This is a genomic window from Acetobacter okinawensis, assembly GCF_002153655.1.
GTDB lineage: Bacteria > Pseudomonadota > Alphaproteobacteria > Acetobacterales > Acetobacteraceae > Acetobacter > Acetobacter okinawensis_A.
Window position 1 is genome coordinate 20,405 of the sequence record NZ_JOPJ01000017.1, and the last position, 26,135, is coordinate 46,539.

The window sequence follows — 26,135 nt, forward strand, 5'->3', positions numbered from 1 at the left end:
ATAAGGGAGCGGGGTCAAAAGACCTGTGACCAACCGACCCGCCCACCGGGGCAGGACATAAAAGCCTGTCAACCATGCAAAAGCAGACCGGGAGCGACCCGCTGCCAGACATGGATACCCTGAAGCGCCATGCGATAAAAAAACACCTTCGACCAACCCGATACCCGCGCTGGACCGGGGTAACCCGGCCCGGTCCGGGTGGTCAGGCCAGAAGATTGATAAAACTTGCCGAACCGGAGTGCTTGTTATGCGTAGTACCCGACGGCACAACCTGCCCGGATGCATCAAACTGCATGGAGGAGGAGGACCCGTCCTGGCTGGTGGAAGCAAGCTTGACCGCGCTGGAAGCCACATTTTCGGGCTGGACCGAGCGGTGCGCGGCCTGAGTCATGTGGACCGTGGCATTGCGCATGCTGGAGGCAAGCTGGGCTGCAACCGTGGTATCTGCCATTTGATGGACCCTCTGGTTAAAAGGCATATATAAAAAACTAAAGCCGGTATGCCGCACGGCGGGGCCGTATGCAAACCAGCAGAAAAAATCTTGCGCTCAGATTATGGGATGGTCATGCCTTAGCCAAGGTGTTTTTTGGAGTCTGGTCTTGCGCAGGCCCGAACACACCCCAAATACCCGGCCAGCACCACACGCCATCTCCCCGAATATGGCCGGTGCGCCGCAGTTCTGCGCGGGCATGCCCGTGCCAACACCACGGAACCGCCAGACGGAAAAAAGACGGAATAAAATATGCGCCTGTTGTGTATTGGAGACAGTTCAACCCCCGGCGGTCTCCGGCCCTGCCATGGTCTGGCCGAAGCGGCGGTGGAGGGGGCGCTCTCCATCACCATGTCCGGCCCCGAAGGGGTGGTGGAAACCCTGCGCCGCTCACAGTACGACATTGTTGTCATCCAGCTTGCCCAGCCTGACACACGCCTGCTCCGCCACATCCGCAACAGCCGCATTCCTACCCCGGTCATTATGATCGTGCGGGCCAGCACCCCTGCGGAGGTAGCCGACGCCCTGTCCATTGGTGCGGATGACTGCGTGAGTTCCACCATTGAGCCGGTGGAACTGCTGGCCCGCCTGCGCGCCATTGTGCGCCGCACCGGCGGGCATGACAGCCTGAGCCTGCACGTAGGCCGTATGGTGGTGAACGTGGACCGCAGGCAGGTCCGCATAGACAAAACCCCCCTGCCCCTGACCCCGCGTGAATATGACGTGGTGGAACTGCTGACCCTGCGCAAAAATCAGGTGCTCAGCAAGGAGGCCCTGCTGGACAACCTCTACGCCGGGCAGGAGGAACCACACGGCAAGATCATTGACGTAATGATCTGCAAAATCCGCAAAAAAATGCGCGAATTTGGCATTACCGACCCCTTTATCACCCAGTGGGGCATTGGCTACAGGCTGAACGAGCAGGCGTTCATCCCCCTTGGTGCGCGCATGAACGCGCACAACGCCAGCGCCACCCCCGCCTCGCGCGAGACAAGTCTGCCCGTTACACGGGGAATCAACGTTATTTCCCCCATCAGCAAGATGGACGTGCTCTAACGCGCAAAGATTGGTGGGGGCGCATAAAAGCCACTGGCCTTGCAGGGGCCAAATGGACTAGAGTGCCCCCATAATCCAGACCACTACCGTGGCGGATGGGCGGCACCCGCTCCCCTCCGCGCCAGACAGGGCCACAATGATTAGCGACATCACCACACGCAGCCTCGATGCGCTCAACGCCTACGGGCAGACCCAGAAGAACGCGCAGTCCACCACGGACGAACAGGGCACAGGCTCCACGGGCGGGGCCGATATTGTTTCAAGCTTTACGTCAGCACTGGATAACGCGCTCAAGGGCGCCATACAGACTGGCAAAACAGCAGAAGCCCAGACCGCCGCCGGCCTGTCGGGCAAAGGCAACATGAGCGACATCGCCACATCCGTGGAAGAGGCCAAGCTGACCCTGCAAACCGTCACCACCGTGCGTGACCGCGTTGTGCAGGCCTATCAGGATGTCATGAAAATGACGATTTAAGACCCGGTCATGCACAATACAGTCGATATCCACGACATTCTGCGCCAGACATTGTTTGTGGCGGTCAAGCTGGGAGCCCCCTCCCTGCTGGCCTCGCTGGCGGCGGGTGTTCTGGTCTCGCTGTTTCAGGCCATGACACAGGTGAGCGAGGCCACGCTGTCCTTCGTGCCCAAGTTTATAGCCGCCATGGCGGCACTGCTGCTGACCGGCTCCTACATGGCCTCTACCCTGAACACCTACTCCCGCACCATTTTTGACCAGATCATCATGGTTGGCGGCTCATGACCTACCCGCGCACCAAACTGCGGGCCAGCCAGCGGGCATGACCGACTACCTGCTGTTCCCCGGCGGGTCCATACAGGTGCTGGCCGCCATGTTCCTGCTGGTGCTGTGCCGGGTCAGTGCGCTGGTGCTGGCCGCCCCCGGACTGGGGGAGAGCACATCCCCCATGGTGGTGCGCGCAGGCATTGCCATCTGCATTACCTTTGCCATCCTGCCCATTGAGCACAACGCGCTCAAGGACGTATCCGGTCAGGCGCTGCACATGCCCGCACGCGCCATTGCCATTATTGCGGGCGAAATCCTTTACGGCATTTTTATTGGCTGGCTGGCGCGGGTCATCTCGCTCGCGCTGGGCATTTCCATGCAGTTTGTGGCTATTTTTACCGGGCTGGCCAGCGTGCTCCAGCCCGACCCCGACCTGGGGGCAAGCAGTACGGCCATCAGCCATATGGCGGCGTTTCTGGTCCCGGTCATTTTCATGTCCTCGGGGCTGTATGTGCTGCCACTGGCCGCCGTAACCGGCTCCTACACGGTGTTCCCCCCCGGCCATATGCCCATGGTAGGGGACATGGCACGCAGTGTTACGCAGGTTACGGCACAGAGCTTTATGCTGGCCTTCCAGCTTTCTGCCCCATTTGTGCTGATCGGCACCTTGTGGCCCGCCATGCTGGGGGTGCTCAACCGGCTGCTGCCCTCCATTCAGGTCTATTCCATGGCCATGCCTGCGCAGTTGCTGGGCGGGGTGCTGCTGCTGGCCATACTCATTCAGGTCATGAGCGGTGTGTGGCAGGAGCGTACGGGGGACTTCCTGCTCAGCCTGCCCGGCATTGGCGCGGCCACACCGCACCCGTAGGAGTCTGAGCCATGGCAGACGACAGCTCGGGCGAAAAGAGCCAAGCCCCAACCGGCAAACGGCTGGAAACCGCGCGTGAGGAAGGGAACATTGCCCAATCGCGCGAGGTGCAGCTACTGGTCATACTCAGCGGGTTTCTGATCGTTTTTACCACGACCACCAGCGTATCCGCCTTCCGCTTTGTCAAACACATGTATGGGCTTATGGCCCATTTTGACAGCATCCCCTTTGACCGGGCCTCCCTCTACCGCGCCAGCATACAGGCCATGCTGGAAGGGGTGTGGCTGGCCGCCCCGCTGGTGTGCACGGGCATACTGGTCACGCTGTGCTTTGGCATGCTGCAAAGCGGGTTCCTGTTCCGCCCCAACGCCATTATGCCCGACATCATGCGCCTGTCCCCCGCCAAGGGGATCAAGCGCCTGTTCAGCAAAAACAACCTGATTGAAACCGCCAAAAGCCTGATCAAGCTGATTGTATTTGGCTTTGTCCTGTACGGCGTGGCCAAGGAGACCCTGCGCGTGGCCCCCGTGTCCGAGCGGTGGAGCGTGCGCCACCTTACGGGGGAGCTTATCTCGTGGTTTGTCTATGCAACGCTGGTGGTGCTGGTGGTGCAGGCCGTCATTGCCGTGCTCGATGACGTGTGGACACGCTGGAACCGCCTGCAACAGCTACGCATGAGTTTTCAGGACATCAAGGACGAAACCAAGGAAATGGACGGGGACCCCAAGGTCAAGGCCCGCCAACGCCAGCTTCGTATGCGCCGCCGCCGCCGCATGGTGCAGGCGGTCAAGGAGTCCACGGTGGTTGTCACCAACCCGACCCACTACGCCGTGGCCCTGCAGTACGAGAACGGGGTAAACAGCGCCCCCAAAATTGTTGCCAAAGGCACGGACGAGCTGGCCGCGCGTATGCGTGAGGCGGCGGAGGAGGCACGTGTGCCCATTGTGCCCAACCCGCCACTGGCGCGCGCCCTGTATACCCTGCCGATCGATTCCGAAATTCCGGCCGAATACTTCCAGCCCGTCGCGGCCATTATTGCCTATGTAATGAAACTCAAGACCCCCGGCGCGCGGGCCGTACCCCCCCCCGTGCAGCAGCCCGCACAACAGGCGCCACGGCTGCGGCGCTAAGGGCTGGAAAACGGCGGTTTACAGTTCTGTCATGCAGGAAAAACTTGCGTTCCACGCCCTACATGCTACTCAGTTGGGTAACTTAAGGCGCAGGTCATATGGTCAGGCTTGTCAAAGCCCCCGGAGCCCTGCTCGCCAGCAACCCAGTGGCTGATGCGCGTGCCCACACCCCGGCACAGACAGCCAGCGTAAGAGAACTGCGCATCCACAAGGCAGGGACGGCATATGTCTATTTTCAACTCCCTTACCACGGCTGTCAGCGGGATTAACGCTCAGTCCACCGCGTTTACCAACCTCAGCAACAACATCGCCAACAGCCAGACGGTCGGCTACAAGGCCGATACAACCGCGTTCCAGGACTTTGTGGCCGGTGCCGGCTCCACCTCCGGTTCGTTTGCGCAGGGTGTGGCAAACTCCGTGGCCGCCGTAACCGTGCAGCACGTCAACTCGCAGGGCACCGCCTCCTCCAGCACGGACGGGCTGGCCATGTCCATCTCGGGCAACGGGCTGTTCAACGTCTCCAAAAAGACCGGCGCGGTCACTTCCACCGGCGCTGACTTCGCAGCCGAGCAGTACTACACCCGTAACGGTGAGTTCTATGAGGACAAGGACGGGTACCTGCAGAACACCAGCGGCTACTACCTTGATGGCTACATGGTCAACTCCACGACCGGCGCGCTGGATACGTCCAGCGTAACCCAGATCAATGTTGCCAACGTGACCTTCCGGCCCACACAGACCACAACGCTGACAGCAACAGGCACCCTGTCCTCCGTCAGTGGTGCAAGTGCGGTTACAACAGACACCACTGTTTACGATGGCACCTACAATCAGGCCAAACCCAAGGACAACACCGGGGATGTCACCCTGACGTGGACGCAGTCCTCCACAACAGAGTGGACTGTAAAAGCCACGTCCAGCACCACGGGCATGTCCATTACACCGACAACGGCCTATACGGTGGACTTCAACACTGATGGTTCGTTGAAATCCGTGACCGACAGCTCCGGCAACAACGTGACCTCCACCCTGAACGGGGCTTCCGCCAACCTGCCGATCTCCATTACCTACCCCGATGGCAATACGCAGAACGTAAACGTCAACATCGGCACGATTGGTGGCACAAGCGGTATGTCCCTCAGCACCTCTGCCACAACACCCAAAACCACGAGCGACAGCGTGACTTCTGGCACATACCAGAGCGCCAGCATCGAAAGCGATGGCTCTGTCATGGCGACGTTCGACAACGGGGACACACAGCTGATCGGCAAGGTCGCACTCAGCAACTTTGCCAACGTCAACGGTCTGCTGTCGCAGGATGGTCAGGCCTACACGGCCACCGCCGCATCGGGCAGCGCCAAGACCGGGCTTGTGGGTGAAAACGCTACAGGCTCCCTGACAGTCGGCTATGTGGAATCCTCCACCACCGACCTGACAAGCGACCTGTCCGCCCTGATTGTGGCGCAGGAAGCCTATACCGCCAACACCAAGATTGTGACCACGGCGGACCAGCTCCTCCAGGCCACCATCGCCATGAAGCAGTAAGCCGCGCTTTAAACCAGCGTGCTTATGCACCGGCCTGCCCCAAAGCAGGCCGGTTTTTTTATGCCCGCCTATTCAGCGGCTATCGGGTAATCGTCCTCGTAATCCTGCATATGCTCGGAGAGGACAAAGTTGCTCACCAAATCCACCATTCTGGCCGAGCGCTGGCTCAGGTCATGGCAGTCGGCGGAAGCATGCTCGGACATGGCGGAGGTTTTTTCCGTCAGGTCACGCAGGGCGGCGGCCTCACGATGGGTGCCTTTTACACTTTGCTGCTGGCCGCCCATTTCCTTGTTAATTTTGCTTATGGCCGCGTTCACCACAGCAATGCCCGCCCCTATGTCGGCCAGATCAGCCACCATCTGATTAACCGAGTCCGCTCCACTGCGGATAACGGCCTCATTCTTTTGCGCACTGGCTGCAATCTGGCGTGCCGCATGGGAGGTTTTGACCGACAGGTCGCGGATGGCCATGGCCACAACCGAAAAACCACGCCCCATGCTCCCCGCCCGCGTTGCCTCCACATTGGCGTTAAGCGCCAGAAAGTTGGTCTGGGCTGCAATGTTCTGGATAGAACCAACCAGATCGGAGATGGTTTTCCATGCCGTCTGAATATCCGCCATGGTGGCGCGCACGTCGTGCATGTTGGTGTTGCCCCGCGCTGCGGCCTCCACGCATTTGCGCGCTGCACTCTCGGCGGCAAAAGTCTGGTCCGACACATCATCCAACGAGGCTTCGAGCGAGGCCGTTGCGTTGGTCAGCCGGTGGATGGAGCCGACCTGCGCCTCGTTCTGGCTGAGAATACGGGCATTGCTCTGACTGATGGAGACCGCTGCGTCCTCCACCTGCGTGGACACCTGCCGAATATCGGACACAACCGTGTTCAGCCCGGTTTTGAGCTTGGCAAAAGCTGCCGCCAGCACGGGGGAGCGCTCGGCCACATCCTGCGCCAGCGTAGCGCTCAGGTCCCCTTCCGCCACCCGCTCAAGGGCTTGGGCGATCTGCTCCAGCGCGGAACGTTCGGAAGCAGCCTTCTGCCGCTCCTCCTCCAGCCGTGCCAGATAGGTGGAAATCACAAGGTCCATGTCCAGAAAAGCGGCTTTGAGAATGGCCCCAATCTGCTGGCCCAGCTTTTCGCCCATTTCGGCCTCGTATGCCGCACGGCCAAGGGCAAAGCGTGGGCCGCCCTGCACCCCGCGTTTGATCAGGCGGCGGCATATGGCGTCCAGCAGCACGGCGTAGCCATCTATATACCACCGTGGCTCCAGCCCAATGCGGGCGTGGGCATGGCCGATGCGGGTCACATCCGCCACATAATCCGGCCCGAACTTGCCTGACAAAATGGTCTGCCAGTGCATGCGCTGCGCGCTGCGGGCCTTGGTTGTTGTTGCCTGAGTTGGAAAAAAACGTGCCAGATCGGGCACGTCATGCACACGTTGATAAAATTCGGACAGGCTCTCGTCCAGAATATCGGCCATATCCGGGCCCATGCTGGCCAGCGTGTCACGCTCGCGCCGCTCTATGCCCATAAAAGACAGTCTGTCAGCTATCGAGGCAGGCTGCCACCGGCCTGCCCGCGCGTCCGCATTTTCCATAGTCGAGCCACCTTATATTGGCTCCCCCACCGTTCAGAGCATGGCGTCGGTATCGAACTCCTGTCCGGCACCTGCGGATGTTTCCAAACCTTCCAGAACGGTTTCTGCAATTCCAACCAAGGGAGCGAGGGACAGAGTGTTATCAAGAATAGCGCGAATGCCGTAACGCTGGGCCTGAGAGGCCAGCCTTACAATAAGTTCCCTGTCTTCATAATTTGTAGCACCTGAATCCAGCGAATTCGCCTTCATGATCATGGACCACAAACGCTGGTTCTTGGTCAGGGCCTTCAGCCGAACGGAGGGGTCGGTGCTGGCTGACGCCGTTTCCAACTCATCGATCAGCAGTCTGAAGCAGGTCGCATCGGCCTGTCGGTCCGTCAGGGAGTATCCTGCCACATTCTGGTAGGCGCGCATTGCGGGATGGATCATGATTGCACCATTTTTTTATCAGCCGCCCCCTACCCCTTGGGCAGAAACCAGCAACGTGTGTGTCATTCATTCTACACCCGGCGCCTGAGCGTGGCCAGAGCAACCTCAAGGAACCTCTATGCGCAGTGTTGCACCAATATATAAAAAATTTCTATATTTTTGCCGTTTTTCAGCAGCGCCCAACCCCACACTTGCGTGAGCGCCCGCACCACACAACAAAAAAGGCCGGACACACTGTGCCCGGCCCCATTGCCCGCTCCCCCGCCTGAACAGCAGGGGGTGGAATATGCTAGAACTCAGCCCAGCCATCCGCCACGCTGCTTTCAAGCTGGCGGGGTGCGCGCGGCTCGGCTGCAATGGCGGCAGGGCGGCGAGGTGCCGCCGCAGGGCTGGCCAGCGCGGCCCTTGCCCTGCCACCCGCTGGCCCGGCAAGAGCCGTACCACCGGGAAGCGTAAAGTGGCCCACCACATTCACCAGATTGGCGGCCTCGGTCTTGAGGTTATGGGCCGCGGCTGCGGTCTGCTCCACCATGGCGGCGTTCTGCTGGGTGGTGGCGTCAATATGGGTGGCGGCGGTGTTGACCTCGCCCAGACTGCCCACCTGCTCACGCGCGACCGTAGCAATGTTGGACACATGCCCGGTAATGGCCTCCACCTGCCCGGCCACCAGACGGAGTTCCTTGTCGGTCTGTTCCACCAGACGCACGCCCTCGGTCACCTGTTTGGTGGAAATTTCGATCAGGCTACGGATATCGCGCGAGGAGGTGGAGGACCGCTGCGCCAGAGCGCGGATTTCGGTCGCCACCACGGCAAAGCCGCGCCCGGCATCGCCCGCACGGGCGGCTTCCACCCCTGCGTTAAGGGCCAGCAGATTGGTCTGGAAGGCAATGTCGTCAATAATACCAATAATGGCGGACATCTTGGCCGAAGATGTCGCAATTTCCTGAATGGCAGACATGGCAGAAAGCATGACCTTGGTCGAGCGCTGCACAGCGGCATGGGCGTTCTGTGCTGCGTCACGCGCCTCCTGCGCGGCTTCGGACTGGTTGTCCACGCCGTTTTTCACGCTGGTTACGGACGCCGCCATCTGCCCCATGGCCGCAGCCTGCCGCTCGGTCCGCTGGGCAAAATCCTGCGAGGCTTCGGCAATTTCCATCGACCCACCCTGAATAAGGGCGGAAGCGGCGGCCACGTCCTCCATAGCCTCGGACAAGGAATGAACGGCCTCGTTAAAGTCCCGGCGCAGGGCGTCAAACTCGGGCGCAAAGGGGGATGTAAACTGGAACGCCAGATTACGGTCGGCCAGTGTGCGCAAGCCTTTGCCCAACTCCACAATCAGCCCATTCTGCTCTTCCGTGCGCTGCTGTGCCAGCTCGCTCAGGCGCTGCTGCTCGGCTGCACTCTCCTGCGCGACTTTTTGCAGGTCCAGCTGCTTGATCAGAGCCATGCGGAAGGTGGCCAGCGCCTTGCCAAGGCGGCCCGCGCAATCGGTCCATGTTGTGTAGGGGATCTGCTCATCCAGCTTGCCCGCGGCAATGCGCTCGGTCAGGGCGGTAATGGTCTCAAACGGTACGGCAGCGCGGCTGATCAGCACCCAGCGCGCCAGAAAAACCATGAGCGAACTGACCGCAAACCCACCAAGACCCAGATAACGCTGTACCGACAGTGGCAGGTCCATTTCTGAACTGACAAGCTGCACCAGAATCTGCAAAAGCATATAGGTTTGCAGACAGGCCATGACGATGGAAATTTTGCGCCGCAGAGGAGCTTTTTCGGTAAACCAGGCCAACATGGAATTTTTTGCCTTAATGCCAATTATTTGCATCAAGCATAGCCGCCCTCCCCCGGGGTCCGTCAATTTAATGTTAAGACATAACTGACGTATACATCACCCACCCGTCTGCACCTTTGCACAGCACGCCAGCCCCTAGGTGCCTGCGCTCCCCCGCACCCCACAAAACGCTTGAAAAAAAGCCCGACTGCTCCAGTATTTTCTGGTTTTTCCAGCATAAACGGGCAGCACTCAGGTTACAAAAAGCTGTAACCTGTCGGTCTTGTAATTTTTCTTTCTCTCCTTAAAAAAAAATTTTATAAGAAAAAGAAGATTCATTCATGGAGCCGGAATTATGCGCGGAACTATTATTAATTATGACGCCCGAACCGGAGAAGGTCTTATTAGCGGGGATGACAACCAGCGCTATCACTTTAAAGGCGTCAATGTAAAATCCGATTTTAATGCGATCCGGCAGGGTACGACAATCGATTTTGACACGCAGGGTAACGAGGCATTTTCCATTTTTGCCATCAGCGGGCAAAACCCCGGCATAAACCTTGGCGCCTCGGGCGAAAAGTCACGGGTTGTGGCGTGCGTTCTTGCCCTTTTCCTTGGTGGTCTTGGTATTCATAAGTTCTACCTTGGCTATAACAAGGCCGGCATTATTATGCTGCTGGTCACGCTGTTCGGCTTCTTCCTTTTTGGGCTGCCCAGCATTGCCATCTATATTATCGCTTTTGTAGAAGGGATTATCTACATTACCAAAAGCGATCAGGATTTTTACCAGACTTACGTCGTCAATAAAAAAGAATGGTTCTGATTTTTCGGTATTACATATTATAAATACAGATTTTTATTTATAATAGTATTTTCAGGGTGGTGTTCTACAAGAACACCACCCTTTTTTTATATATCCACACACCTACGTGCCAAACTGCACGCCCAATGTTACACGCTCTGCCCTGTTAAACAGAACAGGCAGTCTGCACCTCAGGCGCCTGCAACAGGCAAACCCGCCCGCGCGGCTCAGGGGGGCATGGCGCGGCCATACCCCCCGAGCACTCAGGACCCCGTGGTGGAAGAGGACGACGTGCCGGACGATGTGGACGAGGACGACGAAGAAGAAGAGCTGGAGGAGGAAACATTGACCAGACTGCTCATGGGTATGGTCGCGCCGCCCATCTGCACTTCCATGTCGTTGGTGCCGGTCTGGATACCCGTAATGGTGCCCGTAACCGTAAACGACACATCGGACGTGGTGCCAGACGAATCCATGGTTTTGACCGCAACGCTGTAAGCCCCATCGGACAGCTTGTTGCCGCTGTTGTCCGTGCCGTCCCATGTCCATGTATTGGTGCCGCTGCTGGCAGTCACCAGATCGTCCTTGACGATGGTCCCCGACGAGTTGGACACGGCAATGGCCACAGTCTGCCCCGACGTGCCCTTGTAATTGAGCGTGGCCGAGCTGTTCTGCAACGGCAGGGTGGTGGAGGTGGCCGTGGCCTTGGAGCCAACAAGCGCACTGTCCGCACTGAGCTGCCCGCTCTCGTTGAGTGAGATGAGCGAGGACAGCTTGGAGTTGGTCTGCACCTGCTGTTCCACTCCGGCAAACTGCACCAGTTCGGACGTAAATGAATCCGAGCTCATGGGGCTGCTGGGGTCCTGATGCTGGAGCTGCGTGGTCAGCAGGGTCAAAAAGGTGGTGTAGTTATTGGCGAGCGAGGACAGCGCCGCCGTTGAAGATGTGGACGACGAAGACCCGGACGACGAGGACGTAGCCGCAGAGCTTTTGGCGGTCGATTCCGCTGCCGAAAGCAGGTTGTATTCGTTTGTTGTCAGTGATGTCGTGGACATACGCCTGCTTCCTTCCTGTCTGCCTCTATACGCCCGGGGTCAGGCGGTAATGTTAACCCCACGTCCATCATATGCGCGCGAACCAGATGCGGGCGCGCTGCTGTCCGCCCCCTCTGCTACGCCGTCCTGAGCACCAGCCAGCGTGCTGGCGGTCCATGACGCCCCGGCAGCGGACTGACCACCGCCCTGCCCAGCACTGGTGCCAGCACCACCAAAAGCGCCACCTGCCGCACTGCCCGCGCCATTATCCTGCGAGGAGGTGCTGTTGCCAGCATCGCTCGCGTTGACAACATCTATCTTGAGCTGTCCCACGTTTACACCTGCTGCGTCCAGTGCTGCAACAAGCTCATGCCGTGTGCTGGCCAGATGGTGGGCGGTTGCCGCGTCCTCGCTTTGCAGCACAACGCCTGTGGTCACCCCATCCGTACCCTGCACACGCACATGCACCGGTGTGGAATCGGCGGTCATAACGGTTACGGATACGCCCGTATCCGTGCTGTTTGCATTGGCCAGAGAGAACAGCCCTGTAGTCGGCTCATCCCCCTGCGTGGCCGAGGCCGTGGCTGCGGCGGCCTGTGCCGGAGCCGCCTGCGTGCTCTGCCCCTCCAGCGCGCCACCAAGGGTAGAAGCAAAGCTGGAGACGCCCTGTGCGGCACTCTGCGCCAGCGCACCGCTCTGGAGCGGGGTCTCGGCCAGCAGGGCCTGCCCTTCCCCCTCTGCACCGCTACCGGACTGGTCGGAAAAACCGGATGCGTTCTGGGCCGTGCTCTCCTGCACCGTGCTGCCCAGCGCTACCATGGCCGTGGTATCCAGCGACAGGCCATTCAGCCCGCCAGAGGTCGCAAGCCCCGCCCCCTGCTGCGTGGATTGGGTAGACTGCGTGACACTCACATTGCTCACAGCCGCAGTAACCTGCTGGAGCGTCAGGGCGACCTGCTGCGCCGTATTATCCGTTGCGCTGCCCGCAGCCTGCGTTCTGGCTGCCTGTGTGGCCGCGCTGCTGGTAGCCCCTGTTGCGCCAAGGCCCTTGGTGGCAGCCGTAGCCGCGCCAGCCTGCACCGCAGTCTCCGCCAGTGTAAGCTGCGCCACCGGCAGGGCTGCAACCGATGCTGCCCCTGCCTGTGCTGCGGCAAAGGCAGACAGGGTATCTGCACCGCTGGTTATAGGCTGCGCCATGGCCGAGGTCGCCCCCAGAGCCACGGCAGACGCACCAGCACCGAGCGATGCCAAAGCCCCCTGTGCGGTTATGGGGGTCAGCCCCAGTGCGCTCAGCGCATCCGCCGCGGTCTGGCCTGTAGCGGACAGCACACCGGCCTGAGCCAGAAGTGCACTCACATCCTGCCCGGCGGCCTGGAGTGCCGCCCCTGCACCGGTGGTGGCTACCGCATCTGCCTGTGTGGCGTCCGTACCTGCGGTGTTGGTGCTGGCTTGTGTGGCGTCCGTGCCCTGCGTCTGGGCCTGCACGGCGGCGGCACCCTGCATGGCCATTTGCATAAGAGTTTCCGCCATGCTCCAGACCGTGCTGCTCTGGCTGGCATCCGCCGCAGTTGTGGTTGTGCTGGTGTCTGCCGTGCTGTCTGCCGCCTGCGTGGCATCATCCTGCACGCTGGAGTTGGACTGATTTTTGGCGCTGGCGGGGGAGCTGGCCTGCGTTGCAGTGGCCGAGGCGCTGGTCGCGGCCTGTTTGCTGCTGCCCGTGGCGGCAGACGCACCAGACTGGCTGGACCGGCTGGCCGCACCCTGCGTGGTAGCACTCTGGTCGGGCGTGTTCTGGCTTGTGGTGTCCGCCGTTGTGCTGCCTACCTGCTCCGTATCTGCCGGGGTGGCGCTGCTGGCGGATGGTGTGGTTGCACTCTGCCGGGTACTGGCAGCACGCGCCTGTGTGGTGGACGGCGACATGCTTTTGAGCACCGCGGCAAAACCGCTGGTCTGTGAGGTGGCGGGGGTTGTGGTGGCCGTGGTGCTGCGTGCGGCAACGGCGGCCAGCAGGGAGGCAAGCGGCGTATCCTGTGCGCTTTCGCTCAGGTTGGCGGCATTTGTTGACTTAATACCCATCACTTCCTCCATCCCACCCGTGGGCGTTTGCCCTCAGGTCTGCCGCCTGTGTGGCTGCTGCGTCAGGCTGCTGCCGCCGCACCCGGGTTTGTCGCCTCGGACAAGGCGGAATCCAGCTCGGCAAAGGTTGGCATAAACGCATGCGGTATGTCCTTACGCCCGATTTCCGCGCAGATCTGCGGCGGGTTGCCTTGCAGATGCGCCACAAACACCGTGCGGATCAGGTCCTGGTAGCGGGCGTCCTGCATGACCACATCGCGCATTCTAGACGAAAGCGGGGCCACAACACCATAAGACAAAAGCACACCCAGAAAGGTCCCGACAAGTGCGCCTGCAATCATCTCACCCAGAATGACCGGCGGCTTGCTGATGGAGGCCATGGTTTTGATAACCCCGAGCACGGCGGCCACAATGCCAAGAGCTGGCAGGGCGTCGGCAATGCTTTGCAGGCTTTCGGCGGTATGGAGTTCCTCGCTCAGGTTCTTTTTGAGCTCGCGGCCCATGACCTCATCAAGCTGGTAGGCGTCATCCATGTTCAGGCTGACCAGACGCAGGTAATCGCAGATCAGGCTGCGGGTCGCCAGATCGTCCCGCACATTGGGCGACAGGGCAAAAATGGAGCTGTCGTTGGGGTTTTCAATGTGTTCTTCCAGCGCCATGTTGCCCTTGGCCTGCGCCAGCCGCATAAAGCGGAACAGCGTGACCAGCAGCTCCGTATAGGCCGCCTTGTTATAGCGTGGCCCCTTGATGGTACGGCGCAGGTAGTGCGGGAACTCCTTGAGCACGTCCTTGGAGTTGGACATGACAAAAATACCCACCGCAGCCCCAAGAATGGTCAGCAGCTCAAACGGCATGGACATAATAAGGGGTGCCAGTGCCCCCCCGGATGCCACAAACGAACCAAATACGCAGAGCAGCGCAAAAATGAGCCCCCCGATGAACAGCATTTAACGGTCTCCACTTTCATCTACTTGTACCGGGTGGGCACTCTGGCCTGCGGCACGATATCGTCTGTTACGGGCGGGTTACTGCGGCGCGGGTGTCCACGTATCCTGCGAGGGCTGAAAAGGCTGGTCCACTGGCGCGGCCGGGGCCGTGGTCTGTGGTGCTGCTGGCCGTGTGACTGCGCGCAACCGCACACCCTGCCGCCGCCGCGCCACAGCGGCCGGTGCAGGTGTGGGCGGGGCGGGTGCTGCAGCCGGGGGGGCTGGCGGAGCAACCGCCGCAGGGGCCGCACCACCCGTTGCAGGGCTGGCAGGCCCACTGGTAGGCCCACTGGTAGGCCCATTGGCAGACCCAGCAGCCCCAAGGGCCGGAGCCTGCGCCGGAACGCCCGGAGCACCCGGTGCACTGGCTGGGGGAGCCGCCGGAGCACCACCACCCGCGGGCAGGGGCACAATGGCCCCACCGGGCTGGTCGGGGTTTACAAACCGGCGGTGCAGAATAAGCACCACGCGCCGGTTTGCGGCGGAAGCGGGGTCTGCCGGTAAGGCGAGGTCACGGTCCGCACGGCCAGAAACGCTGAGAATATTGCGGTCCGGGTAGCCCGCCCTGACCAGCACCTCACGCGCGCCATCTGCCCGCTGGGCGGACAGGGTCCAGTTGGACATGCCACCACGCTTGGAGGCGCGGTACTGGTCGGCATCGGTATACCCTACAATGGAGAGCTGCTCGGGCATGGGGGCCAGCCATGCGCCAATCTGCTCCAGCATTTTGCGCCCTGCCGCATTGGGTGTGGCCGAAGCGGTGTCGAACATGGGGGTGTTGTTGGCGTCACGCAGTTCAATGCGGATGTCATCGCGCCCGAAGGAGACGGACATGTTCTTGGCCGCCTGCTGCGTATCGGGGTTCTGCGCCACGGACTGCTCCAGCCCCTGCACCATGTTGTCGATCTTGGACTGTTCGGCCGCAGCGGCCACGGGGTTGTCCACCCCGATGGTGCCAATGCTTTTGCCGCCGCCGCTCTCCGGCCCGCCAACAGGAATAATGGCGGGGGATGCGGGGGTCAGGTGCGCCTTGAGCCCACGGGTAATATTGTCGGGCGAGCCCCCCTCCTCCGAGCGGCGGGGAGCGTCTTTTGCACCGGACTGCTCGCCCCCGTCATCCTCGGGGGCATCCCCATCCTTGACCTTGCGCAGGGTGGTCCCTGCCGTAAGGGGGGATGGAGAGGTCTCCAGCATGCCATTGGAGGAGCCAAGGCGGGTGTCTTTTTCCGCCATGGGGTTAAAGAACTGCGCAATACCCTTACGCTGCTCCTCCGTTGTCGCATTGAGCAGCCACATAACCAGAAAGAAGGCCATCATGGCGGTCATGAAGTCGGCGTACGCAATTTTCCATGCGCCACCGTGGTGACCATGCTCGCCTGAATCACCCCCACGTTTGATAATGATGGGGCGTTTTTTGTTATCTGGCATGTGGTGCTACTGCGACCTTAGGCGCCCTTGTGGTGAACCATGCCAACACGGCAGCCCGGTTTGCCATGGAACGCGGCACGGCCTGCATGTGTCAGATTGATGGACGTATCCAGCCAGACTTCCCCCCCAATTTCGCGCCAGCGGCGGCAGAAGGTAAAGTCTTCGCTCTGGTAGGTTCCGGTTTCGGGGTCGATGCTGCCATCAAATAGGGCGTAGGCGGTGCTCCCCGTCTCCCCTTTGGCGGCGTCTATGCGGGTGTAGGCGGTCTCGGGGTAGGCTTTGACCATCCGCTCCAGCGCCTGACGGCTGATCAGCATGAAACCCGTGCCGACATAATGCGTTTGGACCATAGGTCCTTTTTCAATCTGCTGGTGCATGGCTTCTGTCTCGCCCACATAACGCAAGGAGGCAGTGTCCTGCGGCTCACCATGCAGCATGTTTTCCTGCGTTGTCTTGTCCCAGAAGTATTCGCGGATCGGGTACGCACCGGCCACCACGTCCTTGCCAGCGGCCAGCAGGCGGGCGGGGGCCTCGGCCGGGAAGCCGATGTCCGCATCAATGAACAGCAGGTGGGTTGCATCGGAAAGGGTTAGGAACTTGTGCATCAGCGTATTGCGCGCGCGGGTGATCATGGCGTCATCCCCCAGAAGGGAGAGGGTCATGGGAACCTGAAGAACACCGGCGCAGGCAATAATGGATTCCATATACTCCTGTGTCACCATCCCGCCGAAACATGGCGTTGCAATAAAAATTTTTGCAGGTGGCAGCGCTGTCTGTTGCATACGTTTTCCTAATCACTCACGAGTGTGGGGAGAAACGGGTCGCATGGTACACGATCACTGTCAGCCCCTTACCATCTGTAAGCGATAGCGGGCGCACACTGCTTTCTCAAGGATCAAACATCAGAAAAGAGCCATTTGCCATCGTTTTTTCATGGGTTTGCAGTTTATCGCCACCAAACAGTGGCCCTGCCCCACCTTACAGAAAAGGCGGGCGGCGGCGGCGGGCAAGATCATCGAGTTCGGCCTGCTCGCGCCGGGCGCGCACAACGCGCTCCTCTTCCTCGCGCTTTTCCAGCAGGGTCTGCGCGGCCTTGAACGCGGCATTGGCCTGAATAAGCTCCTCGCGCACCCGCTGGGAGTCCGCACGGGTGCGGCGCACCACCTGCTCGGCGCGCGCCACCTCCTCCTGCGCAATGGGCAGCCACAGGCGGAAGGACTCCCGCCCTGCATCGCCCTCGGCCTCGTCCCGCTCCACTTCAATCTGGGTCAGTTGCCGCTCAAGCTCGGCCATGGCCGCACTCTCGGCCGCCAGCGCACGGGACATGCCTGCGCGGGCCTCGTCCACCTCCGTCTTGCGCACGCGGATAAGCGCGCGCAGGGAGCGGATTCGCGCGCTACTCATCCCCGATCAGCTAGGAGAGCGCGCCGCGCAGGGCGTCAAAACTTTCGGCCAAGGTGGCGCGCTCGCCCTTGCGCTGCTTGAGCATCTCCTCCACCGCCGGAGCCACCCGAATGGCCTCGTCCACGCGCGGGTCGTTGCCGGGGCGGTACGCGCCAAGGCGGACCATATCCTGCATCTCATCCCAGGTGGACAGGCAGGAGCGGGCCTGCAACACAAGCTGGCCCTCCTCCTCCGTCAGGCACCCCGGCACTGTGCGGGAGAGCGAGCGCAGCACATTGACGGCAGGGTAACGCCCGGACTCGGCAATGCGCCGCTCCAGCACCACGTGCCCGTCCAGAATACCGCGCACCGCATCGGCCACAGGCTCGTTCTGGTCATCCCCTTCCACCAGTACGGAGAACATGGCCGTCATCTGCCCGGCGTGGCCGTTCTCGTCCATCAGCCCCGGCCCTGCGCGTTCGAGCAGGCGGGGCAGCTCGGCAAACACGCTGGGCGGGTAGCCGCGTGTTGCCGGTGGCTCGCCCGAGGACAGCCCGATCTCGCGCAGCGCCTGACAAAAGCGGGTGACGCTATCCATCAGCATCAGCACCGATTTGCCCTGATCGCGGAAGTGCTCAGCCACGGCCATGGCAGCATAGGCGGCCTCGCGCCGCATAAGGGGGGATGTGTCGGACGTGGCCACAACCACAACCGACTTGGCCAGCCCCTCCGGCCCCAGATCATCCTCCACAAACTCGCGCACCTCGCGCCCACGCTCGCCCACCAGCGCAATCACCGCCACATCACACGCCGTATCCCGCGCGAGCATGCCCATAAGGGTGGACTTGCCAACGCCCGAGCCTGCAAACAGGCCAAGACGCTGGCCCTCGCGGCAGGTGGTGAACAGGTTAAGCGCGCGCACCCCAAGGTCTATGCGCGGGCCAAGGCGGGCACGCATGGCGGCCTCGGGCGGGGCGGCATGGAGCCGCTGGGCTGTGCCCTCGGACGGGAGCGGGCCTTTGCCATCCATCGGGCGGCCCATGGGGTCCACCACCCGGCCCTGCCACGCGGCATTGACCATGAGCGTGCCCCCCGCCCTCAGGCGACGCTGCTCCTGATCATACAGGCGGAAGGTGGCGCGGCAGCCCGAGCCAATGCCCTCCAGCGAGCCAAAGGGCATGGCAATGGCAATGTCCTGCGCAAAGGCCACAATTTCGGCCTGCGTCTGCCGCCCATCCAGCCCGTAAATGGTCACGCGGTCGCCCACACCCGTAAAATCCCGCAGACCACTGAGCGAGACGGACAGGCCCGAAAGCCCGGTCACCCGCCCCTCCAGCACCCCTACCGGCACATCATGGCGTGGGCTGGCAATGGCCCCGCGCACCGCATCCAGCACACCGGACAGGGCAGAAACGGAGACATCGACAGGCGAGGGAGAATGCGGGTCCGAACTCACGTTACCAACCAGACAGAGAGGGGGTTATGCCGCCCCACCCCATACAGCCGGGGTGGAACCTGCGGGCCTAGAACAGGCTGGAGTACAGATCACCCGAAGATGAGGAATCCCCGAACAGGGAGAGAATGTCATCATCACTGCTGCCACCGAACAGGTCGAGCATGGAGGCAGGCGTATCGGGCGTTTGCGGGTTGATCTGCAACATGGCCAGATACTGCTCCGCATACTGCTGGATCTGCTTGGGGGTGGACAGCTTGGTCAGGTCCACCTTCTTGGACAAAAGACGTACCTGCTGGTCATAGTCCAACGCACCAAACTGGTCGGGGTCATAGCCCGATACGGTCTCTGCCACCTTGAGCAGGGTCGGGTCCGACATCAGCTGCGACAAGGATGTAATGCTGCTCATGGTGCGGGTAAAATACAGGGCGTTACCAACACCGTTATCGCTCAGGTCCTTGCTGCTTTCGTACTGGCGCAACTGGTAATCATCCACAATGCTCTGGATTTTTGTGGACGTGAACGGTGTTGCACTGACGCTGCCGCCATTTGCCCCCCAGACCTTGAAGTCGGTGGCAAAGCTCTGCCACGTTGAATCGCCCGAGGCGCTGGCCAGAGAGGTGGAAGACGTGGGGTCCTGTGTCAGCAGGGCATTCAGCAGGGTTGACTCATTGCTGGACGCATCCACCCCATACGCCCCGGTAACCACATTCAGCACCACCGTATTGGCCAGCAGGGCGGACGCGGTGGTAATGGAGCCTGCCGCACTTTCAAAGCTGGCAACACTCGACTGCACCAGTGAGTCGGTGTTGGACTGGAAGCTCGATGTCAGGGACGCCACAAAGGACGTGGACATAATAGCCCCCTGCCCGTTGTTCTGCCCCCATGCCTTGAACGCCTGAGCAAAGGTCTGCCACGCGGTGTTGCCCGAGGTCTGCGCCAGCGAGGTAGACGAATCCGGGTCCTGTGTCAGCAGGGTTTTGACCACCGCAGGGTCTGAGGCAAGGGAGCCCAGACCATAGGCCCCCAGCACCACCTGCAAGGCCGAGCTGTTGCTGAGCAGGCTGCTCACGGAGCTAATGCCCGCCGCATCGCTTTTGAAGGAGGCAATGGCACTTGTGGTGCCGCTATCGATCACGGATGTGTATTTGGACGCAATGGAGCTGATGGTCGCGGAGGTAAACGGGGTGGACGTTGCCGTACCGTCATTCTGCCCCATGTTTTTAAAGGCCGTGGCAAAATCCTGCCATGCGGTGCTGCCCGATGCCTGCGCCAGCGATGTGGAGGAGGTCGGGTCCTGCGTCAGCAGTGCGCTGAGAATCTTGGAGTTGTCCGTGCTGGTATCCAGCCCGTAGGTGGACATGACCATGGACAGCACGGTGTCGTTATTCAGCAGGTCGGAGGCGGAGGTCATGGTGGCGGCCTCGGCCTTGAACGCGTTGGCGTTGCTGTCTACCGCCGAATTGACCGCAATGCTGTAACCTTGGGAAATGGTTGTCATGGTCATGCTGGTAAAAGGCGAGGCCGTGGCCGTGCCGCCATTTTTACCCATGTCCTGAAAAGCATTGGCAAACACCTGCCACGCCGCATTGCCCGACGTCTGCGCCAGCGATGTGGAGGAGGTGGGGTCCTGCGTCAGCAGCGCGTTGAGGACCGATGTATCGCCTTCGAGCGAATCCAGACCGTATGCGGTCAGCACCACATTGAGCACCGTGGTGTTGGCCAGCAGGGCGGAGGCCGTGGTAATGCTGGAGGCCGCGGCATTGAAGGTCTTCAGGTCGCTGCTGAGCGACGTCGCTGTGTCGGTCTCATATTCGTTGACAATGGATGCAATGCTGGAGGACGTCAGCGGGTTTGTCTGCACCGTACCCCCGCCCTGACCCCATGTTTTGAAGGCATCTGCAAAAGCCAGCCACGTTGCATTGCTCGAGCTTTTGGCGAGCGATGTGGAGGATGTGGGGTCCTGTGTCAGCAGTTTTTTGATCAGCGCCGTGGCGGTGGAATACGACCCCATGCCATACGCCCCCAGCACCACATTGAGCGCTGAGTAGTTTTTCATCAGCGCATCAACACTTTTAATGGTGCTCGCGGACTGCTCAAACGCAGCGGTGGCCTGTTTGGTGGTCACATCCGTTTTGGCATAGGTGGAGGCAGCGGTATCTTCATTCTTCAGGGCCGTCAGATACTGGCTTACCGGCGAGATCCCGCTAATGCTCATCAGTCCTCATCCTTCACGTGTGCATACACCAACACCGGGCCCTGGCTGTCTATGACCCGCAAATTCTTTTAAGCGCAGTCATTATACGGTTTTGCACCCGACAAAGCCACAGGAATATACCCGGGCAGGTTTGGCTGGCCCCAAGGCTTTCCATGCGCCCCCGTCTGCCCTATCCTTACGCCCGTTCAATTCCGGCTGCTGCTGCGTTTTTAATACCGCGCGCGGCGGCGCCAGATATGTCATTCATTACGCGGCGTTTGCGCGCGTCACCAGATCAGGACCACCAGATGTTCAAGTTCTTCATCAGCAGTGACGCAGCAACACAGCAGACCGAGCGCTTTACACGCCTGAACGCCCATGTTCCCGACCTTGTGCGCTCGGTAGGGGTGGATGCGCAGGGGCTGGACGTGCAGGCCATGCGGCAGATGAACCTGATCTCCGCCGAGTGTCTGTTTACGCAGGCCGCATTTGCGCAGGCCCTCTCGCATATTTCGCTCTGGGGCAACGTGGCCCAGCACCAGACGGCGGCCCATGTATTTGCTGGCAATGCCGTGCTGTGCGCCAACTTTGAGGCCGAGAGCACCCGCATACTGGCAAGCCTGCCACAGGACTGGGACTTTGTTCTGTGGGGCACCGCACCGGGGGTCACGCTCCAGCTGGACATCCTGCCCGATCTGGCCCTGTTTACCGGCGCGGTACAGCCCCCCTACTCCGCCCATGGCGCCGCCGCCCTGAGCGAGATGGAAGTCACCTCCCTTGCCTTCCCGCTCATGACCACCACCAGCGTGTGCGGCTATGCCATCTCCCCCTCTGGCGCGGACAAGCTGATCAAGGCGTGCCTGCCCCTGACCAGCACCACCGTACCCGCCGCCAACCCGCTGGACGGCGGCACGCCGGCGCAAACGCTTGAACAGTTGATGAGCCTGCATTACTCGACCATCAAGGCCTACGCCTGCGTGCCGCCCCTGTGCATGGCAGACGCGACCCCATCCGCACTGTAAAACCCCTTTTTTTCATTACGGAACCCGGCAGATGCATACAGGCAGCTCCCTCCCCCCCAAAGCCGCACCCCGCAGCATAAAACGGGTGGCGCAGGCCGCAACCGGGTTATGGTGCCTTGCGCTGGCGGGGTGCATGTCCCCCGCCGCCCCGTATCTGGAAAAGGGGAGAACCCTGTCCGAGGCAGGGTTTATTGCCCATCAGGCGGACACCACCGCGCGCTACGCCATGATGAACCTGCTGCCACCGGGGCAGTTGACCTACCGGCCATCCCCCTCCGGCCCGATCTATCTGTACGCGGACCCGCTGGGTTGTGGATGTGTGTACATGGGGTCCGAGACCGCCTTCCGCACCCTGCGGGAAATGGACGCCACCCAGATGCGGGCCAAAAACAAGCAGCCCACACCTGTTGTGGATGAACTGGCAAGCATGACGGCAGAAAACCGGCGTGACACATTTTTGTGGGACTGGAGCGCATGGTACGCAGGGGCAGACCCTGCTGGCGACCAGCCGCGCAAGGTCACCGGCGCTTACTGGTAAGCGCCACCCACTGGGCCGCATAAAGGTGGCTGGGGCAAACCTGCCCCGCAACGGCCCTGTGCGTCGGGCCTAGCCATAACTGAGGGCTAGACGTCGCTCCGCAGGGCCAGAGCGTTGGTGTGGGCCCCCATGGCATACCCGCCAGAGGCCCCATAGCCCGTGCGCTGCTCCTGCACCGCATCTTCCAAAACAAGTTTGATCAGCGTGTCCTGCGCCGCCATGGCACTTTGCAGCAGAGTGTCATTGGCGCGCACGAGCGTATTGAAGTGGTTGAAGGCGGCCTCTGTCTCGGGGCTGATGTGCGCGCTGCGCTGCTCGGCGGTCAGGGGTTGCGCCTTGGCGGCAGGGAGCAGCTTGTGGAGCGCCTGCATCAGCTCACGCTTGCGCGGCAGCAGTTTTTCCACATCCTGCCACTGGCCCGCTGTGAGCAGGGTGTTCTCCTGCTCCAGCAGGGTGCTGACAGCCCCGAGGGCCTGCAGCAGGCGGGCTTGCAGGTCATCTGGCTTACTGGTCATGGTCTGCCTTCTTCTGCTGCGTTTTTTCCTGCTGTGCGGTTTCCTGCATGGCCAGCATCTGACGGTATACGCTGTCTGCCAGACCAATGCCGCCGTTATTGGCAATCTGCTTGCCCAACTCCAGCACCTGCATGGAGCGGAACTGGGCCTCCGCAGCACCACCGCCGAACAGACCGTTGGACGTATCCACCGTATCAAACATCGGCTGGAGCATTTCGCCTATGGTCACGCCCTCGAACTCGATGGCGGACTGGCGGATTTTCTCCAGCGTTTTCGCACTCAGCCCCGACTGGGCGGAGCCGGTGCTCTGGGTGGTGTTCTGGGCTGCCGCATTCTGGGCGGCGGCCATCTGGGCCGCGCTCACACTGCTTATTGTGCTCATGCCTGACTACCTGACTTCCAGATCGGCCTGAAGAGCGCCGTCCGCCTTGATGGCCTGCAAAATACCGATCATGTCACGCGGGCCCATGCCCAGCGCGTTCATGCCTGCAACAAGGCTGGCCAGTGTTGGCCCCTCACGCAGGATGCCAAGCCTGTGCGAGCTGTCCGTGCTCACATTGGCCTGTGTCCGTGGCACCACGGCAGTCACCCCGTTGGAAAACGGTGCGGGCTGGACCACCTGTGGGGTTTCCGTCACCTGAATGGTCAGGTTGCCCTGCGCAATGGCCACGGTGCTGATCCGCACGCTGTCCCCCATCACAATGGTGCCGCTGGCCTCGTCCACCACAACCTTGGCCATGGTGTCGGGCTCTATCTGCAAATCCCCGATACGGTAGAGGGTGAGCGATGCGTTGCGCCCGGTCAGGTCCACGGCAATGGTGCGCGGGTCATCCACCTGCGCCATGCGCGCGCCTATGCTGCGGTTGATAATCTCGGCCACACGGGTTGCGGTGGTAAAATTGGGGTTGTGGAGCGAGAGGTGGATCACTCCTGTCTCACCCAGTTTGACCGGCACCTCACGTTCAACCACCCCGCCATTGGCAATATGCCCGCTGGTGGGGATGTTCCGCGTGACCGTGGCGGCCTGCCCGCCCGCAGTAAAGGCGTTGGTTACAAGCGAGCCCTGCGCCACGGCATAGACCTCGCCATCCGCGGCCTGCAGGGGGGTGACCAGCAGGGTGCCGCCGGTCAGGTCCTGCGCGTCACCCACGGCGGAGACGGTCACGTCAATCCGCCCGCCCCCGTGCGAGAACGGGGGAAGGGTTGCGGTAACCATTACGGCGGCCACGTCATGCGTCTGCAACTGAATTTCGCGGTCACGGATGTTCACGCCCAGACGGTTGAGCATGCTGATCAACGTCTCACGCGTGAAGATGATGTTGGTCAGACGGTCGCCCGTGCCATGCAGGCCCACCACAAGCCCGTAGCCGACCAGCTGGTTGTCCCGCACGCCTTCGTAATCGACAATATCCTTCACCCGCACGGAAATGGCGTGGGCGGGAGCGAGCGGCACAAACAGGGAGAGCACAAAAACGGCGGCCATAAAGGCTCTGGCCCACCGTGGCATACCCTGCCCCATACGGGCCGGAGAGACCGCCACACTGCCGCCATGCTGGCAGGCCGCACCGCCATGCCCGTTGCTCGCCTTGAGGCGGTTGCTCATATACCTGCGTACCCCTGATTGATCGGCCCTGCACGGGGTGCAAGGGCCATCACATAGCCTTTGTGCCATAAGAATAGGCGCGCTGGCCATCACATTCAATGCCCATGTAGCCTGCCCCGGCCCATGCCCAAAAGCCTTTTTTTGCCCCCGCATGCACCACCTGCCCGCACACGGGCCGCGCACGGGGCTGGCCAGCAGCAGACAGCCCCCACCAAAGATCATGCAAAATCATACCATTAAACCCGAAGCCCACAGACCCGCAGCAAAAAAGCCGGTCCCATACCCCCAGCGCGCCGCACTCTGGCCAGCCTTTGCAGCCCGGACTACCCCCACATGAATCCTTGCACGATCCGCACAGGGGGAATACAGCCGTGTAAGGCCAAGCCGGGCAGGCCCGCACCCCTGCGCGCCCACCCCTGCCGCTTTTTGCATTGGCTGGCATAGAGCCAGCAACAGCCAAGGAGAGAAGGGACCCGCCGCTCGGACACGACCCGGCCCCTGCCAGAACCCCGCATGACCGCACCGCCCCCCCGCACCCCACCCACCCGCTGGCTGCTGAGCGCCGCACTGCTTGCAGGCTGTGTGCACACCACCGTGGGAACATCGCGGGCCAATGCACACTCGGCCGAGGCAGGGCTGTGCACGGAGGCCATGGCGCAGGCCGAGCGCAGCCTGCATATTCCTGACGGGTTTCTCTCCGCCATGGGGCGGGTGGAAAGTGGCCGGACCGAATCCGATGGTACGGTCTCCGCCTGGCCGTGGACGATTAACGCAGGCGGCATTGGCTACCACTACAACAGCCGGGCCGAGGCCGTGGCCGCTGTGCAGAGCTTCCGCCAGCAGGGCATCATGTCCATTGACGTAGGGTGCATGCAGGTCAACCTGCAACAACACCCCGAGGCCTTCCCCTCCGTCGATCAGGCGTTCGACCCGGTGCGCAACGCCATGTATGCGGGCAGCTTTCTGGTCCAGATGTATGAAAAAATGGGGAGCTGGCCCCGCGCCGCAGCGGCCTACCACTCCCAGACCCCCGGCATAGGCACCCCCTACCAGTGGAAGGTGCTGGAGGCATGGGCCGTACCGCAGGACGGGCGTGATGGGGTACAACCCCCGCAAAAATCCCCCCTTATGGCGCAGGTGTTCCCGCACCCGGTTACCCCTTCGGTCCGCCACCCACCCATGATGGTGGCCGAGGCCAATATGGGTACAGGCCCGGATGGCATGCCCCAGGTCTCGCACCCCAAGGTGTTCCACCCTTTTCAGGGTATGCGGAACTTTGTAGAGGCCGGGCCTGTGGGGAATAGCCGGGGAAGTGGCATGCACGGCCGCTCGCTGGCCTCCTACCGCGCTACCCCTGTCGCGCGGGCCAGCACCCAGCGCGTTGCCTCTTCCCAAGGGAACGAATAAGCCCACCCGCGACAAACCGGCCTTCTGGCTGGTCGCAGCCCTCGGGCGGCATAACCGCCCGGTGCTTG

General features: G+C 61.5%; 26 protein-coding genes. 10 read left to right on the plus strand and 16 right to left on the minus strand.

Going from position 1 to position 26,135, the window contains the following annotated elements:
* Window positions 1-202: 202 nt before the first annotated feature.
* A complete protein-coding gene (locus HK26_RS08590) occupies window positions 203-451 on the minus strand; it encodes a hypothetical protein (protein WP_086639408.1) in 249 nt (82 codons plus the stop codon).
* 291 nt (window positions 452-742) lie between these two features.
* Here HK26_RS08590 and HK26_RS08595 point away from each other — a divergent pair, with 291 nt between their 5' ends.
* The 6 genes from HK26_RS08595 to HK26_RS08620 all read left to right on the plus strand — a co-directional run bounded on the left by HK26_RS08595 (window position 743) and on the right by HK26_RS08620 (window position 5,831).
* Window positions 743-1,546 (plus strand): response regulator transcription factor, encoded by an 804-nt coding sequence (locus HK26_RS08595; RefSeq protein ID WP_086639409.1) that lies wholly within the window; start codon window positions 743-745, stop codon window positions 1,544-1,546.
* An 88-nt stretch (window positions 1,547-1,634) separates the two neighbouring features.
* The gene (fliE, locus tag HK26_RS08600) at window positions 1,635-2,021 is read left to right on the plus strand and encodes a flagellar hook-basal body complex protein FliE (RefSeq protein WP_257640934.1); all 387 of its coding nucleotides are present in this window, start codon (window positions 1,635-1,637) and stop codon (window positions 2,019-2,021) included.
* Between the two features lie 9 nt (window positions 2,022-2,030).
* Complete coding sequence (locus HK26_RS08605; protein WP_086639411.1) at window positions 2,031-2,306, plus strand: flagellar biosynthetic protein FliQ; 276 nt, start codon at window positions 2,031-2,033, stop codon at window positions 2,304-2,306.
* 37 nt (window positions 2,307-2,343) lie between these two features.
* The gene (locus HK26_RS08610) at window positions 2,344-3,156 is read left to right on the plus strand and encodes a flagellar biosynthetic protein FliR (RefSeq protein WP_257640935.1); all 813 of its coding nucleotides are present in this window, start codon (window positions 2,344-2,346) and stop codon (window positions 3,154-3,156) included.
* 11 nt (window positions 3,157-3,167) lie between these two features.
* Entirely contained in the window at window positions 3,168-4,286 is a 1,119-nt protein-coding gene (locus tag HK26_RS08615) for an EscU/YscU/HrcU family type III secretion system export apparatus switch protein (RefSeq protein WP_086639412.1), read from the plus strand.
* Between the two features lie 225 nt (window positions 4,287-4,511).
* Window positions 4,512-5,831: a flagellar hook protein FlgE gene (locus tag HK26_RS08620; protein WP_086639413.1), complete on the plus strand. Its 1,320-nt coding sequence runs from the start codon at window positions 4,512-4,514 to the stop codon at window positions 5,829-5,831.
* Between the two features lie 68 nt (window positions 5,832-5,899).
* Here HK26_RS08620 and HK26_RS08625 read toward each other — a convergent pair whose 3' ends face one another.
* The 3 genes from HK26_RS08625 to HK26_RS08640 all read right to left on the minus strand — a co-directional run bounded on the left by HK26_RS08625 (window position 5,900) and on the right by HK26_RS08640 (window position 9,644).
* Entirely contained in the window at window positions 5,900-7,423 is a 1,524-nt protein-coding gene (locus HK26_RS08625; protein WP_086639414.1) for a protoglobin domain-containing protein, read from the minus strand.
* 33 nt (window positions 7,424-7,456) lie between these two features.
* Window positions 7,457-7,852 carry a flagellar biosynthesis regulator FlaF gene (locus HK26_RS08630; protein ID WP_086639415.1) on the minus strand — a complete coding sequence of 132 codons (396 nt, stop codon included), beginning with the start codon at window positions 7,850-7,852 and terminating at the stop codon, window positions 7,457-7,459.
* A 289-nt stretch (window positions 7,853-8,141) separates the two neighbouring features.
* On the minus strand, window positions 8,142-9,644 hold the full coding sequence (locus HK26_RS08640; protein ID WP_180539456.1) for a methyl-accepting chemotaxis protein: 1,503 nt from the start codon (window positions 9,642-9,644) through the stop codon (window positions 8,142-8,144).
* 334 nt (window positions 9,645-9,978) lie between these two features.
* On the opposite strand from HK26_RS08640, the gene HK26_RS08645 reads away from it, so the two are divergent.
* Window positions 9,979-10,446, plus strand: coding sequence for a TM2 domain-containing protein (locus tag HK26_RS08645; RefSeq protein ID WP_086639418.1), 468 nt, complete (start codon window positions 9,979-9,981; stop codon window positions 10,444-10,446).
* Between the two features lie 242 nt (window positions 10,447-10,688).
* On the opposite strand, the gene HK26_RS08650 is transcribed toward HK26_RS08645, so the two are convergent.
* The 8 genes from HK26_RS08650 to HK26_RS13880 form a co-directional block, all read right to left on the minus strand.
* Window positions 10,689-11,480 carry a flagellar hook assembly protein FlgD gene (locus tag HK26_RS08650; protein ID WP_086639419.1) on the minus strand — a complete coding sequence of 264 codons (792 nt, stop codon included), beginning with the start codon at window positions 11,478-11,480 and terminating at the stop codon, window positions 10,689-10,691.
* A 39-nt stretch (window positions 11,481-11,519) separates the two neighbouring features.
* Complete coding sequence (locus HK26_RS08655) at window positions 11,520-13,535, minus strand: hypothetical protein (protein ID WP_143296324.1); 2,016 nt, start codon at window positions 13,533-13,535, stop codon at window positions 11,520-11,522.
* A 62-nt stretch (window positions 13,536-13,597) separates the two neighbouring features.
* Complete coding sequence (gene motA, locus HK26_RS08660) at window positions 13,598-14,482, minus strand: flagellar motor stator protein MotA (RefSeq protein ID WP_086639421.1); 885 nt, start codon at window positions 14,480-14,482, stop codon at window positions 13,598-13,600.
* Between the two features lie 78 nt (window positions 14,483-14,560).
* Window positions 14,561-15,949 carry a flagellar motor protein MotB gene (locus tag HK26_RS08665; RefSeq protein ID WP_086639422.1) on the minus strand — a complete coding sequence of 463 codons (1,389 nt, stop codon included), beginning with the start codon at window positions 15,947-15,949 and terminating at the stop codon, window positions 14,561-14,563.
* Between the two features lie 17 nt (window positions 15,950-15,966).
* Window positions 15,967-16,731 carry a hypothetical protein gene (locus HK26_RS08670; RefSeq protein WP_086639423.1) on the minus strand — a complete coding sequence of 255 codons (765 nt, stop codon included), beginning with the start codon at window positions 16,729-16,731 and terminating at the stop codon, window positions 15,967-15,969.
* A gap of 196 nt (window positions 16,732-16,927) precedes the next feature.
* On the minus strand, window positions 16,928-17,353 hold the full coding sequence (locus HK26_RS08675) for a flagellar FliJ family protein (protein ID WP_086639424.1): 426 nt from the start codon (window positions 17,351-17,353) through the stop codon (window positions 16,928-16,930).
* Between the two features lie 10 nt (window positions 17,354-17,363).
* Window positions 17,364-18,716 (minus strand): flagellar protein export ATPase FliI, encoded by a 1,353-nt coding sequence (gene fliI, locus HK26_RS08680; RefSeq protein WP_086639528.1) that lies wholly within the window; start codon window positions 18,714-18,716, stop codon window positions 17,364-17,366.
* Between the two features lie 139 nt (window positions 18,717-18,855).
* Complete coding sequence (locus HK26_RS13880) at window positions 18,856-21,003, minus strand: DUF1217 domain-containing protein (RefSeq protein ID WP_086639425.1); 2,148 nt, start codon at window positions 21,001-21,003, stop codon at window positions 18,856-18,858.
* A gap of 236 nt (window positions 21,004-21,239) precedes the next feature.
* Here HK26_RS13880 and HK26_RS08690 point away from each other — a divergent pair, with 236 nt between their 5' ends.
* Together HK26_RS08690 and HK26_RS08695 are read left to right on the plus strand one after the other, a co-directional pair.
* Entirely contained in the window at window positions 21,240-22,004 is a 765-nt protein-coding gene (locus tag HK26_RS08690; RefSeq protein ID WP_143296325.1) for a glycosyl transferase, read from the plus strand.
* Between the two features lie 31 nt (window positions 22,005-22,035).
* Window positions 22,036-22,542, plus strand: coding sequence for a hypothetical protein (locus tag HK26_RS08695; protein WP_180539458.1), 507 nt, complete (start codon window positions 22,036-22,038; stop codon window positions 22,540-22,542).
* Between the two features lie 86 nt (window positions 22,543-22,628).
* Here HK26_RS08695 and HK26_RS08700 read toward each other — a convergent pair whose 3' ends face one another.
* From HK26_RS08700 to HK26_RS08715, 4 genes are all read right to left on the minus strand, one after another.
* Window positions 22,629-23,057 carry a hypothetical protein gene (locus HK26_RS08700; protein WP_086639427.1) on the minus strand — a complete coding sequence of 143 codons (429 nt, stop codon included), beginning with the start codon at window positions 23,055-23,057 and terminating at the stop codon, window positions 22,629-22,631.
* The gene (locus HK26_RS08705) at window positions 23,047-23,439 is read right to left on the minus strand and encodes a rod-binding protein (protein WP_257640936.1); all 393 of its coding nucleotides are present in this window, start codon (window positions 23,437-23,439) and stop codon (window positions 23,047-23,049) included. The genes HK26_RS08700 and HK26_RS08705 overlap by 11 nt, the downstream gene beginning before the upstream one ends.
* 6 nt (window positions 23,440-23,445) lie before the next feature.
* Window positions 23,446-24,540, minus strand: coding sequence for a flagellar basal body P-ring protein FlgI (locus tag HK26_RS08710; RefSeq protein WP_257640950.1), 1,095 nt, complete (start codon window positions 24,538-24,540; stop codon window positions 23,446-23,448).
* Between the two features lie 169 nt (window positions 24,541-24,709).
* Window positions 24,710-24,892 carry a hypothetical protein gene (locus HK26_RS08715; RefSeq protein WP_086639428.1) on the minus strand — a complete coding sequence of 61 codons (183 nt, stop codon included), beginning with the start codon at window positions 24,890-24,892 and terminating at the stop codon, window positions 24,710-24,712.
* A gap of 281 nt (window positions 24,893-25,173) precedes the next feature.
* Between HK26_RS08715 and HK26_RS08725 the strand changes: the two genes are divergently transcribed.
* Entirely contained in the window at window positions 25,174-26,067 is an 894-nt protein-coding gene (locus tag HK26_RS08725; RefSeq protein ID WP_086639430.1) for a transglycosylase SLT domain-containing protein, read from the plus strand.
* Window positions 26,068-26,135: the final 68 nt, after the last annotated feature.

Coding starts and splice junctions, on each gene's coding strand:
- HK26_RS13880 (WP_086639425.1), bottom strand. CDS start 21,003: ATGAGCATTAGCGGGATCTCGCCGGTAAGCCAGTATCTGACGGCCCTG.
- HK26_RS08610 (WP_257640935.1), top strand. CDS start 2,344: ATGACCGACTACCTGCTGTTCCCCGGCGGGTCCATACAGGTGCTGGCC.
- HK26_RS08710 (WP_257640950.1), bottom strand. CDS start 24,540: ATGGCCGCCGTTTTTGTGCTCTCCCTGTTTGTGCCGCTCGCTCCCGCC.
- HK26_RS08705 (WP_257640936.1), bottom strand. CDS start 23,439: ATGAGCACAATAAGCAGTGTGAGCGCGGCCCAGATGGCCGCCGCCCAG.
- HK26_RS08695 (WP_180539458.1), top strand. CDS start 22,036: ATGCATACAGGCAGCTCCCTCCCCCCCAAAGCCGCACCCCGCAGCATA.
- HK26_RS08630 (WP_086639415.1), bottom strand. CDS start 7,852: ATGATCCATCCCGCAATGCGCGCCTACCAGAATGTGGCAGGATACTCC.
- HK26_RS08700 (WP_086639427.1), bottom strand. CDS start 23,057: ATGACCAGTAAGCCAGATGACCTGCAAGCCCGCCTGCTGCAGGCCCTC.
- motA (WP_086639421.1), bottom strand. CDS start 14,482: ATGCTGTTCATCGGGGGGCTCATTTTTGCGCTGCTCTGCGTATTTGGT.
- HK26_RS08615 (WP_086639412.1), top strand. CDS start 3,168: ATGGCAGACGACAGCTCGGGCGAAAAGAGCCAAGCCCCAACCGGCAAA.
- HK26_RS08625 (WP_086639414.1), bottom strand. CDS start 7,423: ATGGAAAATGCGGACGCGCGGGCAGGCCGGTGGCAGCCTGCCTCGATA.
- HK26_RS08595 (WP_086639409.1), top strand. CDS start 743: ATGCGCCTGTTGTGTATTGGAGACAGTTCAACCCCCGGCGGTCTCCGG.
- HK26_RS08715 (WP_086639428.1), bottom strand. CDS start 24,892: ATGATTTTGCATGATCTTTGGTGGGGGCTGTCTGCTGCTGGCCAGCCC.
- HK26_RS08725 (WP_086639430.1), top strand. CDS start 25,174: ATGACCGCACCGCCCCCCCGCACCCCACCCACCCGCTGGCTGCTGAGC.
- HK26_RS08655 (WP_143296324.1), bottom strand. CDS start 13,535: ATGGGTATTAAGTCAACAAATGCCGCCAACCTGAGCGAAAGCGCACAG.
- HK26_RS08620 (WP_086639413.1), top strand. CDS start 4,512: ATGTCTATTTTCAACTCCCTTACCACGGCTGTCAGCGGGATTAACGCT.
- HK26_RS08670 (WP_086639423.1), bottom strand. CDS start 16,731: ATGCAACAGACAGCGCTGCCACCTGCAAAAATTTTTATTGCAACGCCA.
- HK26_RS08605 (WP_086639411.1), top strand. CDS start 2,031: ATGCACAATACAGTCGATATCCACGACATTCTGCGCCAGACATTGTTT.
- HK26_RS08675 (WP_086639424.1), bottom strand. CDS start 17,353: ATGAGTAGCGCGCGAATCCGCTCCCTGCGCGCGCTTATCCGCGTGCGC.
- HK26_RS08690 (WP_143296325.1), top strand. CDS start 21,240: ATGTCATTCATTACGCGGCGTTTGCGCGCGTCACCAGATCAGGACCAC.
- HK26_RS08650 (WP_086639419.1), bottom strand. CDS start 11,480: ATGTCCACGACATCACTGACAACAAACGAATACAACCTGCTTTCGGCA.
- HK26_RS08640 (WP_180539456.1), bottom strand. CDS start 9,644: ATGTTGGCCTGGTTTACCGAAAAAGCTCCTCTGCGGCGCAAAATTTCC.
- HK26_RS08665 (WP_086639422.1), bottom strand. CDS start 15,949: ATGCCAGATAACAAAAAACGCCCCATCATTATCAAACGTGGGGGTGAT.
- HK26_RS08590 (WP_086639408.1), bottom strand. CDS start 451: ATGGCAGATACCACGGTTGCAGCCCAGCTTGCCTCCAGCATGCGCAAT.
- HK26_RS08645 (WP_086639418.1), top strand. CDS start 9,979: ATGCGCGGAACTATTATTAATTATGACGCCCGAACCGGAGAAGGTCTT.